At 39.8% G+C, this 16,727-nt stretch carries 10 protein-coding genes and 8 pseudogenes; 4 read left to right on the top strand and 14 right to left on the bottom strand.

Going from position 1 to position 16,727, the window contains the following annotated elements; all coding sequences use genetic code 11:
- Positions 1-381: 381 nt before the first annotated feature.
- From IPK31_13940 to IPK31_13900, 9 genes and pseudogenes are all read right to left on the bottom strand, one after another.
- Positions 382-1,177, bottom strand: a pseudogene (locus IPK31_13940) (class I SAM-dependent methyltransferase).
- 83 nt (positions 1,178-1,260) lie between these two features.
- Positions 1,261-1,769, bottom strand: a pseudogene (locus IPK31_13935) (dihydrofolate reductase).
- Positions 1,770-1,820: 51 nt separating this feature from the next.
- The gene (locus tag IPK31_13930; GenBank protein ID MBK8088942.1) at positions 1,821-2,198 is read right to left on the bottom strand and encodes a four helix bundle protein; all 378 of its coding nucleotides are present in this window, start codon (positions 2,196-2,198) and stop codon (positions 1,821-1,823) included.
- Positions 2,199-2,276: 78 nt separating this feature from the next.
- A pseudogene (locus IPK31_13925) lies at positions 2,277-3,069 on the bottom strand (thymidylate synthase).
- An 11-nt stretch (positions 3,070-3,080) separates the two neighbouring features.
- Positions 3,081-4,289: a proline dehydrogenase family protein gene (locus tag IPK31_13920; GenBank protein MBK8088941.1), complete on the bottom strand. Its 1,209-nt coding sequence runs from the start codon at positions 4,287-4,289 to the stop codon at positions 3,081-3,083.
- Positions 4,290-4,504: 215 nt separating this feature from the next.
- On the bottom strand, positions 4,505-4,855 hold the full coding sequence (locus IPK31_13915; protein ID MBK8088940.1) for a hypothetical protein: 351 nt from the start codon (positions 4,853-4,855) through the stop codon (positions 4,505-4,507).
- A gap of 203 nt (positions 4,856-5,058) precedes the next feature.
- Positions 5,059-6,381: pseudogene (locus IPK31_13910) on the bottom strand (aspartate kinase).
- Positions 6,382-6,656: 275 nt separating this feature from the next.
- Entirely contained in the window at positions 6,657-7,733 is a 1,077-nt protein-coding gene (locus IPK31_13905; GenBank protein ID MBK8088939.1) for an Ldh family oxidoreductase, read from the bottom strand.
- A 93-nt stretch (positions 7,734-7,826) separates the two neighbouring features.
- Positions 7,827-8,145, bottom strand: a pseudogene (locus IPK31_13900) (DUF3467 domain-containing protein).
- A gap of 125 nt (positions 8,146-8,270) precedes the next feature.
- Here IPK31_13900 and IPK31_13895 point away from each other — a divergent pair.
- The gene (locus IPK31_13895) at positions 8,271-8,912 is read left to right on the top strand and encodes a hypothetical protein (protein ID MBK8088938.1); all 642 of its coding nucleotides are present in this window, start codon (positions 8,271-8,273) and stop codon (positions 8,910-8,912) included.
- 68 nt (positions 8,913-8,980) lie between these two features.
- Here IPK31_13895 and IPK31_13890 read toward each other — a convergent pair whose 3' ends face one another.
- Complete coding sequence (locus IPK31_13890; protein MBK8088937.1) at positions 8,981-9,421, bottom strand: hypothetical protein; 441 nt, start codon at positions 9,419-9,421, stop codon at positions 8,981-8,983.
- 304 nt (positions 9,422-9,725) lie between these two features.
- Here IPK31_13890 and IPK31_13885 point away from each other — a divergent pair.
- Positions 9,726-10,476: pseudogene (locus IPK31_13885) on the top strand (SDR family oxidoreductase).
- 65 nt (positions 10,477-10,541) lie between these two features.
- Here IPK31_13885 and IPK31_13880 read toward each other — a convergent pair.
- Together IPK31_13880 and IPK31_13875 are read right to left on the bottom strand one after the other, a co-directional pair.
- Positions 10,542-12,104 (bottom strand): DUF1080 domain-containing protein, encoded by a 1,563-nt coding sequence (locus tag IPK31_13880; protein ID MBK8088936.1) that lies wholly within the window; start codon positions 12,102-12,104, stop codon positions 10,542-10,544.
- A 242-nt stretch (positions 12,105-12,346) separates the two neighbouring features.
- Positions 12,347-12,619 (bottom strand): hypothetical protein, encoded by a 273-nt coding sequence (locus tag IPK31_13875; protein ID MBK8088935.1) that lies wholly within the window; start codon positions 12,617-12,619, stop codon positions 12,347-12,349.
- A 175-nt stretch (positions 12,620-12,794) separates the two neighbouring features.
- Between IPK31_13875 and IPK31_13870 the strand changes: the two genes are divergently transcribed.
- Both IPK31_13870 and IPK31_13865 read left to right on the top strand, forming a co-directional pair.
- Positions 12,795-13,721 (top strand): hypothetical protein, encoded by a 927-nt coding sequence (locus IPK31_13870; GenBank protein ID MBK8088934.1) that lies wholly within the window; start codon positions 12,795-12,797, stop codon positions 13,719-13,721.
- Positions 13,722-14,626: pseudogene (locus IPK31_13865) on the top strand (pseudouridine-5'-phosphate glycosidase).
- Positions 14,627-14,929: 303 nt separating this feature from the next.
- Here the strand turns inward: IPK31_13865 and IPK31_13860 are convergent.
- Together IPK31_13860 and IPK31_13855 are read right to left on the bottom strand one after the other, a co-directional pair.
- On the bottom strand, positions 14,930-15,253 hold the full coding sequence (locus IPK31_13860) for a hypothetical protein (GenBank protein MBK8088933.1): 324 nt from the start codon (positions 15,251-15,253) through the stop codon (positions 14,930-14,932).
- 313 nt (positions 15,254-15,566) lie between these two features.
- Positions 15,567-16,528 (bottom strand): annotated as a pseudogene (locus IPK31_13855) (NAD-dependent epimerase/dehydratase family protein).
- Positions 16,529-16,727 lie beyond the last annotated feature (199 nt).

Raw genomic sequence — 16,727 nt, 5'->3', positions numbered from 1 at the left:
AAAACAATTACTTTGCCAATTCTGATGGTGTCAGACTCCAGTACCGTTTGGAGTACTAATTTGAAAAACCGGAGAAAGAAAAGGAATTATTATCAAAGAAGTAAAAGTAAGCCAGATGTGAATCCTGGAATACAAAACATTAATATAACGGCGTCGTAAAATAAAATAGATAATCAACGTAACCATTGTAATGAATGTACAAATTAAAATAGCCTTTGTTTGAACAGTAAAGATAAATGGCCTGATTATCTTTTCAGGAATAACTTTCTAAACGCTCTGATCCTGATCCAGGTATAAAAACAAAACAATCCTTATAAAAGGATAATTAAAAACTATAACGCCCAGTTTAATTAAACTTTTTCTATACTTCATTTCAAGATATTAAAATCTTATTACAAAATGCTCTTTCTCCAACTGTTCCTTCCTGAAAAAAACCAGTCCGATAAAAAACAGATCAATGGTTAATGTTACGGAGGAATGTTGCTTGATTACTTCCCATGCTTCTTCCATTTCCTTGCTCCAGTGAATATCATCGAAAACAAATACAGTTGACTCGGTTGATTTTCCAAGCAGTTGCTGAAAATAATTCAGCGTTGGTTCTTTGCGGTGATTGCCGTCAACAAATACAAAGTTGACCGCTGGCAGTTGGTTGATGGCAGACTTTAGTGTATCATCAAAATTACCGGTAACAATCTTTATGTTGTTTAATTGCAGATCCTGGAAATTATTCTGCTGTGAACGTAATCGCAGCGGAGCCCTCCATCGTTATTACCCCGGCATCTTTATTTGCAGAAGCCAAATAAGCAGTGGTGATTCCCAGTGAAGTACCCAGTTCAAGAATTTGCTGTGGTTGAAAGTATTTTACCAGCCGGTATAACAGTTGGGCATATTTTGGTTTCTTTAAGGAACTTTCTGCAATTTGCTGTACAGTTCTTTGTTTGCTTAAACCCTTTGTTGATCCTGCTCCGAAATCTTCAATCCGGAGAACAGTTTTATTCTGCAGTAATTTTTTCCTGAGTAATTCTATTGGTTCGTAATCTGCATATTGATTTTTATCATTCAGCACTTTAGTTACCAGCTCAAATACAAATGGCGAATGAATACCATGCCCTTTCCCGTTGGATGCGGTGAAATAATACCTGAAGTATTTTGTGGCAAGCTGATAAGGAGAATACATTGAAATGAAAAATTAGAAATAAAGAATTAGAAATAAGGAAGTGATGGTAGGGTTCAACTTTTCCATTTTACATTTTCTATTCATCATTTCTCTACTATCTTATCCCATTGCTGAATTGAAAATGAATACGCATGTTTTTCATCAGCAAAATCGTTATTCTGTGTAAGCTTCCATTCTTCCACATTAAATTCAGGGAAAAAGCATCTGCTTCAATATGAGCATGTACCCTTGTTAAATAAATACGGTTGGCAATTGCCATTGCCTGCTGATATATCTGCGAACCTCCTGCAATAAATATTTCTTTCGTCTCTAACTTCTTTGCCTGCTCAACAGCATCTTCCAGTGAAACGGCAAACCATACATTATCATGTTCAGATTTTAAATCAGCCTGTCTTGATACAATAATATTTGTCCGCCCGGTCAATGGTTTGCCACCAACAGATTCAAATGTTTTTCTTCCCATGATCACCGGCATGGCCCAGGTGGTATTTTTAAAAAATTTCAGATCAATGGGCAAATGCCAGAGCAGTTGGTTATTTCTGCCGATGGCGTTGTTGGAGGAAGCTGCTACTATGAGAGATATAATGGCCATAATTAAAAATAAGAAATCAAAAATGAAGAATGAATAAGTGGCTCAGCTGTTTCACTTCCTTCTTCTTTCATCATTTTGCTGAGCTGTTTCAATGCTTTTCAGGAAAATAGCCATCAGCTGATTTACTTCTGTAAATGCAATGTCAACCTTTTCATGAACTAAAACCGGCTTTCTCATGATTATTTTAAGATTGATCCTGGTCTCCTTTATTTCCTTTAAACACATTTTCATTTTATGCAAAAAGTCAGCTCTTGATTCAGCTCCCTGCGCTTCTCCGTAAATAAGGGCTGATGCTGTTCCGCTTTTTGACAACTGATGTTCCAGGTTTTGTCCTGTCCTTGAGCTTGGTAACAAGTCACAAACATTCAGACACATACAGGCAAAATCAACTAGCCTGTCTTCAAGATCAAATTTGTTTTGACTATCCATATGAAGTGTTTTTAGGTTTAGCAGAGTGCTGTCTTTCACTTCTTCATTCCTTATTCTTCATTTTTCATTTGTGATTTCTCACACCGCAACCGGTGCTTTAATTCCCGGATGGCTCTGGTAATTCTCCAACGTGAAATCTTCAAACTTAAATTCAAAAATATCTTTAACAGCAGGATTGATTTTCATTGTTGCCAGCGGAAAGAAATCTCTGCTCAATTGCAGCTTCACCTGTTCCATATGATTGCTGTAAATATGTACATCACCAAACGTATGTACAAAATCACCTAACTGTAAATCACAAACCTGCGCAATCATCATCGTCAGCAATGCATAAGAAGCGATATTAAACGGAACGCCAAGAAATACATCTGCACTGCGCTGGTACAACTGACAACTTAGTTTTCCATCAGCAACATAAAACTGAAAAATTGTATGACAGGGCATCAACGCCATCTTTGGAAGATCGGCTACATTCCATGCACTGATGATTAAACGACGGCTGTCGGGATTCTTTTTGATCTGCTCAATCAAATCTTTCACCTGGTCAACCACAACGCCATTAGCTCCTTCCCAGCTTCTCCATTGTTTACCATACACCGGACCGAGTTCACCATTTTCATCGGCCCATTCGTCCCAAATGCTGACACCATTTTCTTTGAGATAAGCAATATTGGTTTCACCTTTCAGAAACCAGAGCACTTCATGAAGAATACTTGAGATGTACTTTCTTGGTGGTAACCATGGGGAATCCTTTGCTGAGATCAAACCGCATCTGGTAACCAAACACACTTTTTGTACCGGTTCCTGTACGGTCGGTTTTTTCAACGCCTGTATCTAAAATATGCTGAAGTAAAGTATGGTATTGCTGCATGGCTGCAAGTCTTATACATTCGAATATTTCACCAATGAACAAGTGACTGTTTTTAGGGATGCTGTGAGCAAGATGTGGAAGATTACACCCCTAGTTGAGCTTCTCGCTATCTCTTTTTTAATCAACGCCAGCTCCCTTCCCATTTGTCCGTTCATTGAGCTGTTCTCTTCAGCTCTCCGCATCAAATAAGGCACCACATCTTTCATGGGGCCAAACGGAAGATATTTACTCACTGAATAACCATCTTTTGCGAGATTGAAAGTAATATGATCGCTCATGCCATATAGCTGGCTGAAGTGAACATGTTTGTGATTATGCGGCAATCCTTTTGTGTGCAGCAGTTCCGCACCCAGCGCATTGCTCTGTTCGTTATGCGATGCAACAATACATGCAACACGGTCGATATGTTCAATACAGAATTCAACGGAACGGTCATAATCACTGTCGGTGCTCTCCTTATCGGGTTGAATAGGTGATGGATAACCTCTTTCAGCTGCACGTGCCCTTTCCCTTTCCATGTATGCACCACGAACCAGTTTTATACCGAAGATAAAACCACGCTGTTCAGCGGCCTGGTAACAGTCATGAATAAACTGCAAACGGTCGTGCCGGTAAAGCTGGGCGGTATTGTAAATAATCGGTTCTGTTTTATTGTACTGATCCATCATTAAAGTGATCAGCGCATCAATGGGGTCCTGGATATAAGTTTCTTCCGCATCAACCGTAACACTTACTTTTTTTGCAGCAGCAAGTGAACAGATGCGTTCCATACGGTTGCAGATACGCTGCCATTCCTGTCGCTCTTCTGTGCTCAACTTTTCAAGAGTTTGTTCGTAGCGTTTCACTAAAGTGCCTTCCGCTTTTTGCATCAGCTCATCCATTTTTTCCAGCAAAGCAAAACGGGCAATACCGGTTACTTTAATACTGATGAAGGGGATATTCGGCTGTGTGGCTGCATACTCCACCACTTTTATAAACTGATCGCAGGAGCGGTCTTTTTCATCTTCACCATAATCACCACCTTCCACACCATAATCAAGAATTACCTGTACATTTAACTTTGCCAGTTTATTTACTGCTGCAGATGTTTCTTCCAGCGTTTCGCCGCCGATAAACTGTTCAAAAATGGTTTTGCGGATCAATCCTTTTACAGGAAGCCCGGCCCTGATGGCCCATGGAGTAATTTTTGTGCCTATATGAACCAGCCAGCTGTAACCCATCGAGGTGAAAAGGAAATTGGCTTTTTTAACTGCTTATTGTCTTTGTACTCAAACGCATTTGCGGTATTCTCAAACGAAGTCATAGGAATTGGGTTTAAACGATCGTTAGTAAACCGGGCAAAGGTAGTAGAAAATGTGTCCCGTTGTCGCTACTCTTTCCGGTTAAATAATACAAGGGAACTGCTTGCAAAGCCAGGTTGTATTGGTATAGGCATTCAATTCTCCTGGTAAATAATTTCCATTTGAATATTCAGCTTTGGCTGAACCATGGATGCACTCACCACAAGCAAATCATTTGTTCCAGGACCCAATTCCTTTAACCGTAAGCGGAGTGGCTTCCTTGCCAGGTCATGCACTTCAGCAATAAAATTTCCGTTGATATAAACGGAAATGGAATCATGCATGCTGGAGTCAATGGTTGAAAACTCAACAATTACATCCGAACTGTCAACCGGGAGTTCAAGTATTTTTTTGGGGAGACGGTCTTCAACTGCAAGTAAAACTCCCGACGACTCATACTCTTCATACAGGTCATTCACATAACCGGAAATTTCATCCTGGGCCATATCCGAAATTGCATAGCTTACTTTTGTGTCATGGTGGTTTTCACATCGCCTCTTATAATCAGGGTTCCTTCCCAAACGCCCTCAATTTTCTGGGCATGGAGTTGAAGTGAAAACAGCAGTGCAAGAAAGAGTACAGTTTTTTGCAACTTGTTTTTGTTTGAAGATACAACTGCTGTTGTTTAGCAGTTGTTAATTTCTGCGTCTTAATCCAATCCGAATATGCCTTTGTTCAGCACCTGCAATGTTTGTGTTTTGTACGATGCAGGAACCAGTAAGGAAACGTTATGCGGACTGCCGCCATAACTCACCATCCGTACCGGAATATCAGCAATGCTCTCAAATAATTTTTGGAGTATATGTTCTGTCTGTCCGATTTCATTTCCCACAATACTTACAATGGCCTGGTTCTTATCCAGCTCAACAGTGCCAAATGGTTCCAGTTCTTTAATAATGTCCGGTAACGATGAATCATTATCAATCGTTAATGAAACAGCCACTTCAGAAGTTGTGATCATATAAATCGAAGTGCGGTACTTTTCAAACACTTCAAACACTTTGCGCAGGAAACCATAAGCAAGTAACATGCGGCTGCTTTTTATTTTAATAGCAGTGATGCCGTCTTTTGCTGCCACAGCTTTTACACCAACACTTCCTGCCTCTTCGGTGATCAATGTTCCCTTTGCTTCGGGCTGCATGGTATTTAATAAGCGCACAGGAATTTTATACATCTGTGCCGGCCAGATAGAAGCAGGATGCAGAATTTTTGCACCGAAGTAAGCCAGCTCAGCTGCTTCATCAAAACTCAATTGCTCAATGGCAACTGTCTTTTTTACAATACGTGGATCATTGTTGTGCATGCCGTCAATATCTGTCCATATTTCACAAACAGTTGCGTTGATAGCAGCAGCAATCAGTGAAGCACTGTAATCACTTCCGCCACGTTTTAAATTATCAACCTCACCTCTTGCATTGCGGCTGATGTATCCCTGTGTAATAAAGATCTTTTTGTCTTTATGCTGATTCAATATCTGGCTCAGCTTTACTTTAATACTGCCAATCTGCGGTTCTTCATAACTGTCAATGGTCATGAAATCAAGAGCAGGTAATAACAAATGATCAATTCCTTTTTCTTCCAGGTAACAGCTGAACATTTTGGTGCTCATCAGTTCGCCCTGTGCAAGAATATCTTTATTCAATGCTTCATTGAAAGAAATTTTCAGAATGATATTTAAGAATTCAAAATGCTCGGCAATAATGGCACGGCATTTATCCTGCGCTTCCTGTGTACTCAGCAGGTTGCTGATGAAGTGTTGATAATGTGCATTCAGTTTATCAATATGTTCCTTGGCAGAAGCCTTTTACCCATTCGCCAATGCAGAACCAATTTCAACCAGTGTATTGGTTGTTCCGCTCAGTGCACTTAACACAACAATCTTTGCCTCTTCATCACGTGTAACCAATGCTGCCACATCATGCATTCTTTCAGGCTTACCTACCGAGGTGCCGCCAAACTTCATCACTTTCATCTCTTTCTGTTTTTTTTTTGTTATCAACTTACTAATAAATTTTATTGCCACCAAGACACGAAGGCTCTAAGTAACTCTAAAGACTTTGCGTCCTTTCTGTCTTTGAGTCTTTGTGGCAAATCTTATTTACATAGTTGTACAGACGAATCTCCTTCATCTTCCCCCCAGCCATCTTGCATTGTGTAATCGCTGTTTGTCCGTCTCAAAACAAACAGGCTTCATCATTGCTGCAGATACGCAACTGTAAACAGGTCCATCGCAACCGGACGGCGAAATTAAAGATTGAGATTGAATTTCCGTCCAACTTCTGTCAAATCTTGAACAACCGTTTGCAATAAAGGAATTCCTTCCTTCATCCTTATTGCTTCAAACTCCCGTTCAGGGTCGCCGGGGATCAATACTTTTTCATAACCTTCAATCGTCTTTGCAGCCCTGAATCGCTGGATCCATTGATCCATATCTTTCTTAAAATCTTCTGATTTCCGGAACGCATCAATCCGCATGGCTCCTAAAAAATGTCCCAATCCTTTACCCGGCTGATTCTCCGGCATGGGCACATAAGCAGGAAACGGCGGCACCCACGGACCGTAATTGGCACCACTCAACACAGCAGAAAAAATATCTACAATCGAACCCAATGCATATCCTTTATGACTTCCATGTTCTTTATCACTTCCCAAAGGCAGCAAGGCACCTTTGTTTTTTAAAGCATGTGCATCTGTTGTTGAATGACCATCTGCATCCTGGATCCATCCTTCCGGTGCTTTCATATTTTTCCGTTGCAGAATTTCCAGTTTACCATTGGCTGCAGTAGTTGTTGCCATGTCTGCAACAAAAGCAGGTTCAGTTCCTGCAGGCACTGCAACTGCAATAGGGTTTGTTCCCAGCATGCGTTCGTTTGAAAATGTGGGAGCAACCAATGCCGATGCATTCGTCATCGCCATACCAATCATATCATGCTGTAAAGCCATCATAGCATGATAACCGGCAATACCAAAATGATTACTGTTCTGTACACTCACCCATCCGCTGCCAACATTCTTTGCTTTACCAATAGCAACATGCATGGCAAAGGGAGCAACTACCAAACCCAAACCTTTGTCACCATCAACCACGGCAGTTGAAGGCGTTTCATGAATGATATGAATATGCGGTTTTGTATTGATGCGACCTGCCTCCCACAAACGTACATAACCACTGAGTCTTGCAACTCCATGGGAATCTATTCCACGCACATCAGCAGAAAGCAAAGCCTTCGTTGCTGTTTCAGCATCTGTTTCACTGCAACCCATCGCAAGAAATACATTCTGTGTAAACGAAACTAAATGCTGATAAGAAAATACCTGGTCCATTGATTGATGAATTGAATTTTGTACAGAAAGGCAATCAGAGTCTTGAAAGTGCAAACTCTATCTTACTTCTACCTCCTACTTCTTCTTCCTCCTCTAAGCCTGCGCAGTCGGCCCGCCAAAACTCATGGGAATCTGAATATCTTCCAGGTCACGGATAGGGCCATTGGCCTGTTCAAACCGCTGGATATTTTCAGTGAGCGCTTTCATAAAAACGCTTGGCATGCTGCGGCGTAAAAATGATTCTTGATTTTACTTTGCTCTTGGGAGTGCCGGGCATTACGTTTACAAAATCAATTACAAACTCTGCATGACTGTGTGTAATAATGGCCAGGTTGGCGTATGATCCTTCAGCTACTTCTTCTGTTATTTCAATATTGAGCTGGTTGGGGTTTGCCTGTTGCTGTTCGTCCATAAAATTAATTTGAGTAACAAATATACAATCTATGACATTGAAATGGAGAGTAAAGGTTGTTTCTCAGCAACGTCTCCGCCTCGGGACGTTGCGTATTACGAAGCTAAGAATTAACTTCATACCCAATGCCCGTAAAGCAAAACATACCGTTTAGTGATGGAATCTTCTCCATTACTTTCACCTGTACCAATTGGTTACCGCTGATTGAAAAGGTAAACGGATTTGATATTGTATATAACTGGTTTAATCATTTAAAATCAAAAGGACATTATATCACCGGCTATGTAATTATGCCAAACCATGTGCATGCTGTTATTGGTTTTAGAAAGACGTTTCAATCCATTAATACAATCATCGGTAACGGCAAACGTTTCATGGCCTATGAAATTATCCGGAGACTGGAAGAAAGAAATGAAACAGATTTGCTTGATCAACTGAGCAACTCGGTTGAAACAGAACGAAAGAAGAGAAACAAAAAGCATGATGTTTGGGAACTGTCGTTTGACTGGAAGATTTGTGAAACAGCTAAGTTTATTACACAGAAACTTGATTATATTCCTGCTAATCCATGCAAAGGGAAATGGAACTTGTGTGAAACCCCTGCTGATTATGTACACAGTTCTGCAAAGTTTTACTTAGACTGTGAGCAGGGTGTTTATGAAGTAACAGACTATACTGAAGTATTGAACATGGATTTAACGGTAATGATGGGAGATGGTGCTGATGATGACGCAACGTCCCGAGGCGGAGACGTTGCTCAGAAATAGACTCGATATACCAGGACTAGAGATTTAGGAAGCCAGACCCCGAGGCAACAGAAAACTCGCCTTTTGTTTTACTGATAAAACCTAGATGCTTCTTTTATATCATCACTAAGTAAAGGTGATACAGACCATACTGCTTCATTGTTTGTACTAAAATATGCGACCTTGAATAAGGTGTTATTGTATCGAATAGATAGAATTCCTTCTTTGCCTCTCTTGATCTTGTATTTATAAGGTATAGACCCGACCTTGACAGGGAGAACTCTAATAGTATCTCGTACAAAAACAGATCGATTTTCATTGACATATTCGTAATCGATTATATATTTTTTAGCAATTTGATAAAGAACATTTTCTTCTTTCTCAAATTCAACAAGGTAACCTGCTCTTTTAAATTTGGACTTGAAAAGATCATTCTTATCAATCTCTTTTTTGGGAATAAATATTTTTTGTCGGTTAAAAAAAACTAAATATCCCTCCCTTGTATTGTAGACCCTGTCTTTGCTTACCATAAATTTGTAGTTACACGAGCTAAAGACCAGGCACATTAAAACACTAATATTAATATATCGATACATAAGAAAAAAATTATTTCACAGCAAGTCTACACCTTTTTTTCCCAATGTCTCCACCTTGGGACCTTGCGTATTACGAAGCTAAGAATTAACTTCATACCCATGCCGGTTAAGCAATCGTTCGCACTGAAAAAAAATGGTTCTACCGCAGACTTTCTATATTTACAAACGAAACAAACAGCCTGCCGGGCTTCGCCATTAATTCCTCAGTTTATAACCAACCAATAAATACATTTTACAAATGACAGCTAATGAAAGAAAAGTAGCCATCGTTACAGGTGGTGGTTCAGGCCTGGGCTATGCCATCGCTGAAAAATTTCTGCAGAATGGCATTATAACAATCATTGCAGGAAGAGATAAAGAAAAACTGAACAAAGCCAAAGAACAGCTGGGCGAAAACTGCCATGCTGTTACCTGCGATGTAAGTAATTTATCATCCATTCCTGCTTTTGTTGACAGTGTTTTAAAACAGTTTGGCCGGATTGATATCTTGGTAAACAATGCAGGCATCAATCAGAAAAAAAGAATTTACAGAAGTAACCGATGATGAGTTTCAGAATATCATTACTACCAATGTAACAGCTGTATTTTCCATGAGCCGTGAAGTGGTAAAGCATATGCTGGTAAGAGGTTCGGGCAATATCATCAACATCAGTTCAATGGCCGCACAATACGGCCTGCCAAAAGTAATTGCGTACAGTGCAAGCAAAACTGCCATTGATGGAATGACAAGAGCAATGGCGGTTGAATTATCGCCTAAAGGAATTCGTGTAAATGCAATTGCTCCGGGCTTTATTTATTCAGCCATGACAGAAAAAGCGTTAGACAGTGATCCCGAACGTAAAGCAAAAGTGTTTGGAAGAACACCAATGGGACACATGGGGCAGCCGGTTGATATTGGAGAAGCCGCTTTGTTTTTAGCTAGTGATGCTGCCAAATATATTACAGGGGTAATACTACCTGTTGACGGTGGCAACAGCATTGGTTTTTAATGTTCCATTGCTGCTAAGAATTGATGAAGTTTAAATATTGACGATTGAACGAATGTAAAGGCTCTTTATTGAAGAGCCTTTAATATGGCTAAACTTACAGGCACCTGTATGTTTACATCGTTGCTTTCATCTTCAATATAATAATACTGAATAGCTGAATATTTTATTGCCGTTTTTATCACCGCCGCAATATCAATTTGCCCTGATCCTAATGCTACATCATTGTACACAGGAGTACCACCTGTAAAATCATGGGCCACTCCTTTACGTAAATCTTTTACATGCATCAGTTTAAAACGGGTGGGATATTTTTTCAGCAGCTCCACCGGATCTTTCCCCGGATGAAATACCCATAAAATATCCATCTCAAAACTTACATAGTCAGGATTGGTATTTGCCACGATATAATCAAAATAAGTTCCGTTTTCATAAGGCTGAAATTCATAGCCATGATTATGATAGCAGAACGTAAGTCCATACTTCTCTTTTAAGAATTTACCGGCTGTATTAAAATCATCAACTGCTTTTTTAGCAATATCAAGTGTAAAGGGAACTTTATCATGCGGTATCCAGGCCACTCTTACAAAAGAAGCGCCCAGTGTTTTTGCATTTTCAGCAACCTTCTCTGTGTTGCTCATCAAATCAGGATAGCTTACACCAAAAGAAGTGCAGCGCATTCCCCTTGCATCGAGCAGTTGTTTTATTTCGGCTGCTGTTCTTCCAAACAGGTTGGAAAATTCAACATTCACCATGCCCATTGATTTAATACTGTCGAGTGTTGCAGCAACATCTTTTGAAAAACTGTTTCTGAATGTATAGGATACAACACCGGGTATTTCTTTCAGCAATTTTCCGTTGCGAGTATCGGGTACAAACTTTGTTTCTTTGATTTTCACATTTTTAAAAAATACTTTATTGCCATGATCCTGCAACAGAATGCGTCCTTTGGCATTTAAACCAAAGCCGGGTATAGTTGCATACTTGCTGCCTGACACCAATGCTTTGAATGCTTCGCTGCCACGTTCGTATGTAAGAACCATTACACCATTCAGCCAATGCTCAACATGATTTCCGTTTGAAACAATTTTTGCTGTGTTGCATTCACCAATTTCTTTGGAAGGTTTGCTGCTGATGGCTGGAATCAAATCATACAGTGAAGAAATGGTACGGTTACCGTTTTTTCCAAGCTTGGCATCAGGATGTCTAACATCATCCAGTATCTGAAATTCTAACCCAAAAGCAGAACGTGGGCTTGTGGGAGTTGCCTGCTTTGCATCAACAAAATATTTGATGCCGCTGTTGGCACCTGCTGTTAATTTAAAATCAACAGTTAATTCAAAATTATCATACTCCTTCAGTGTTACAATATCTCCACCGTTGGTCGACTCTCCGCCATTGGATGGCTCAACCATTAAAACGCCATCTTCAATTTTCCATCCTTTTGCAGGAAAGTCATTAATGAATGCTCCTTTCCATCCGGCAGTTGTTTTTCCATCAAACAATAATTGCCAGCCTTCTTTCTTTTCTTTTTTTGTTAATTGATTGTCCTGTGCATACACAGTTGTAAAAAGGATACTGAAACTGAAACTGAAGATGAATGCAAAAGCGGTGATGTTACGGAATTTCATACACGTTATTTTAAATATGGAAGAACGATGTTAAATACAATCTTAAAAAAAGCAACAGGCAAATACAACATAGCCGGCCCGGCTGATTTTTAAACGGCACAATTTACTGCATCCGGCTTTACCATTTGCATAAACACGGAGTTGATTTTTTGCGCCATTGATCTGGCTGTGGCAGGTATGCCATACTTATAGCAGAATGATGAAATTGAGAAACGTTTTAATTTGAGAAAAAACCTTTACTATTACCGCAACTGTCTCCGCTCCCTTGTTAATGCCTGGTTGTTTTTATCAAACACTTTTAATTCATGCGGCACCCTGTCGGTATTGATAAAAATGTTTGCTTCGAGATCTTCACCGTATGCTTCTAAGAGAGTTGACCTGTAAGCAGAATAGGCACGGCGGTCGCCGTTTTCTTCAATTTGCTTTTGTTGCTCAGCAGATAACTGTTCAAGGCTGAAATATTCGCCATTGATGATGTAGATATTCTTCAGATTTGTTCCTGGTAAGCCGGTCATGTTAAGGTATTGAGGTTAATGCATGTAAATTAAAGAAAGCAGCAGATTTATAAAACCCGAACTATCCACATTGTATTCAGACTCTTTTGTGCGTAAAAAAAGCCATGCAGCTTTTTCCAAAATTCTTCCACAGGTTTTTGAAAACTTTACTGCCTGTCTTTCATAGATTTGCGCTATGTCAAAACCTGTTGTTTGTATCGGTGCTGCTTTAATAGATGAACTTTTTCACGCTTCGGGGGAAATGCTCCTTGCCACTACCAATGAAGCCAATGTTACCAAAACTGCCGGAGGAGTGGCAAGAAACATTGCACATCAGCTGGCCCTGCTCGATGTTCCTGTTCAACTAATCAGCGTATTTGGCAACGACAGTGATGGCGACTGGCTAAAGCAGGTTTGCACTAATGCAGGTGTGCAGTTAGATGCTTCCATTACAAAAGAAGGTCTTTCGGGAAAATACACCGGCATATTAAGTGTTGACGGATCTTTGTTTTCTGCCTTCTTAACCAACTCTGCCATTCACTTAATTACTCCCGCTCATCTTGAACAGCATAAAAATTTATTAAGCACGGCATCTTATTTACTGGCTGATGCGAATATTAATATCGATACAGTTGAGTGGTTGCTTTCATTCAGCAATGAAACAGGAATTCCATTTGTAATTGAACCGGTTTCTGTTCCTCCTGCAAGAAAATTAAACGGAATCAATTTAAAAGGGCTTCATCTCATTACTCCCAATGAAGATGAATTACCTGTACTCTGTTCTGAAGCTGCAACCTTTGTTGATAAGCAGATAGAAGAGCTGATGCAGAAAGGTGTAGAAAATGTATGGCTGCACAATGGCAAACACGGTTCAGTATTAAATACAAAAGAACACCGCTTACACCTGCATGCACCATCCATTGAAGTAGTTGATTGTACCGGTGCAGGTGATGGTTCATTATCAGGTTACCTGCTGGGTAAACATTTGGGCAAAGATGATATTGAATGTTTAAAACTGGCACATACACTTTCAGCTGAAATATTACAGGTGAATGGTTCAATTGTTACACACCGTACACAGCAGGAAATTTTACAACTCGTTTCGAAATACTATCCTTCTTAAATGAATGCTTTACTGAACATACAGCCCGAAGTGGCAGATGCAATACAGAAAGGATTGCCCATTGTTGCATTGGAATCAACCATTATTTCACATGGCATGCCTTATCCCAAAAATGTGGAAACGGCATTGGCTGTTGAGGAGGCTGTAAGAAAAGAAGGAGCAGTACCTGCAACCATTGCTATTAAAGATGGGAAATGTTGTGTGGGTCTTTCAGCAGATCAACTTCAGTTTTTTGGTAAAGAAAAAATGTATGGAAAGTGAGTCTGCGTGACATGCCTTTTGTACTCAGTAAAAACTTACCCGGTGCAACAACTGTCGCATCAACCATGCGGATTGCATCCATGGCCGGTATCAGCATCTTTGCAACAGGAGGAACAGGTGGTGTACATCGTGGCGCAGAAAACAGCATGGATATTTCAGCGGACTTAACGGAAATGACACAAACCAATGTGGCCGTTGTATCAGCAGGAGTAAAATCAATTTTAGATATTGCCTTAACGCTGGAGTATATGGAAACAAAAGGAATTCCTGTCATTACATATGGCCAGGATGAATTCCCCAGTTTTTATTCACGTAATAGTGGAGTATGTTCACCTCTTCGTTTAGATACAGCCAAAGAAATTGCAGAACTGCTGAAAACAAAATGGCTAGCAGGTTTAAACGGATCTGTGTTGATTGCAAACCCCATCCCTGCTTCAGATGAGGTACCTGCCGATATTATGGAAGTACATATTCAGAAAGCATTGGCTGCAGCTGAACAACAAAAGATCACCGGTAAAGAAGTTACACCGTTCTTATTAAAATACATCGCTGATCATACACATGGCGAAAGTCTCGAAGCAAATATTGCGCTGGTGATTAATAATGCAAGACTGGCAGCGAAGATTGCAGTGGAGATGAAATAGAGCTCTTCTGTTTAACTGAACAAAGTTTTGAAAAAATTATTCTGAAAAAACATTGCGCAGAAATAGGATCTAAAACAAAAAAGCTCCGAATTTCTTCGAAGCCTTTTGCGGACCGGACGGGACTTTCCCATCCACTCTTATTACTTAAAACACAATATGTTATCTTTCACTTTTCGCCTTGCTAACCGAATTGCTCCCTTTCCCCACAGTTTCTTAGCGTTTAAATTCAAATAGCGAAGATGCAGCTATAAATTTACTCGTTTTGCAAATGCTTTACAAGCAGATAGTGCAGTTTATTTTCCTTCACAACTCTCTTTTCATAACCCCTTTCAGATGATCTTCAAATTTTTCAATTGCAAGCCATCTCCCCATCAATGCATCAAACAAACTGCTGTCCTTGCTGCTCGTATGCCTGGTAAACCATTGTGCATTTGCGTACGCATGCTGTTCCTGTACGTACTCATAAAATTCAGGATGCTCTTTCCGCAATTTCTCCTTTCGTTGCAATTGGCGTTTGTAAAAACTCTCAAGCTCAATTTTATCTGCTTCAATTTCTTTTGTCTTAAACAAAATCAGATGATAGTAGTACGTATAAAATTTCACATTTACTGTAAACAGTGGTTTCACTTTCGTAAAGAAAAAGATCTCATCACATTTGCTTGCAAAGGCATAATAACGTACCGCTGTATTAAGTTTTTCCTTATAAACACCGGCAACCTCAAAACAAACCTGTATGCGTTCTTCCTCACTCAGCTTTTCTTTCTTGCAGATTTCAATTTTTTACAAGCATGTCTTAATACAGTTGAATACAATCACCTAAAAAGGTTCGGCTGCGGGTTGTTTTGGTATGTTCTTCATAAACGCTGGTTTGGGTTATTGAATTAAACTACGCACCATTCGTTACCAGTATCGGATATCAACTATCGACCCACCAGTCACCTTAATAGTAATTATTAATAAATGCACCACTTAGATGCATAAGCATATCCTTTGTCATAGCTTTTAAATTGTATGCCGGTTTCCAGCCCCAATCTCTAGTCGCATAATAGTCATCCATGTTTGCCGGCCAGCTATCTGCTATTTGCTGTCGGTAGTCGGGCGCATATTGCATTGTAAACTCTTCAATATTTTCTTTGATTGAAGAAGCGATTTCACCAGGCGTAAAATCCATTGCACTTAAATTATAAGAAGTACGAATGCTCAACTTTGCCGCATCAGCTTCCATTAATTCAAGCGTTGCACGTATCGCATCATCCATATACATCATAGGCAACCTTGTGTTTTCTTTCAGATAGCAGGTATATTTTTTTCAATAACAGCTTTATAATAAATATGAGCAGCATAATCAGTAGTTCCACCACCAGGTAATGTTTTGTAAGAGATCAGCCCGGGGTAACGGATGCTCCTTACATCAACAGCATACTTTTCAAAATAATAATTACACCATAACTCACCAGCACTCTTGCTAATGCCATCAACAGTGGAAGGATGTTGTATATCAAATTGTCCGCACTTTACCTTTTTTGAGCCCTTGCCAAAAACAGCAATGGAGGAAGGCCAGAACACACGCTCTAGGTGTTCTTCTCTTGCTACGTCCAAAACATTCAACAGTGATTGCATATTCAGATCCCAACTGCCAACTGGATATTTTTCATCCGTTGCACTTAAAATCTCACTCAGGTGATAAATACGATTGGCTTTAAAGCCCCTCACCAGCTTTACCAATTTAGCTCTATCCAATGCATCAAGAATTTCAAAAGGCCCATCCAGCACCAAAGCAGCATCCGCAGGCTCTCTGATATCAGTTGCCAGTACATTGTTACTTCCATATTTTGTTCGCAAAGAAATCGTCAATTCAGCACCTATCTGTCCCGCCGCACCAGTAATTAAAATCTTTGTCATTTAATTGTTAGTTTATATTACAAGGTTGATATATTAGTGCAACAATTATTATATTTTCTCTTGCTGACCCTTCAGTATTAAGGTGGTGAGCTTGCCAGTAAAGGCATTACTATCAAAAAAATATACATTCGACGTTTATCAGATTTTTCCTATGGAAAAACCTGTTGAATAAAATATGGCATTCTAAAATCAAATACCA

Source organism: Chitinophagaceae bacterium, from assembly GCA_016713085.1.
In the GTDB taxonomy this organism is placed as follows: domain Bacteria; phylum Bacteroidota; class Bacteroidia; order Chitinophagales; family Chitinophagaceae; genus Lacibacter.
This window is presented reverse-complemented; position numbering and strand designations above follow the sequence as displayed.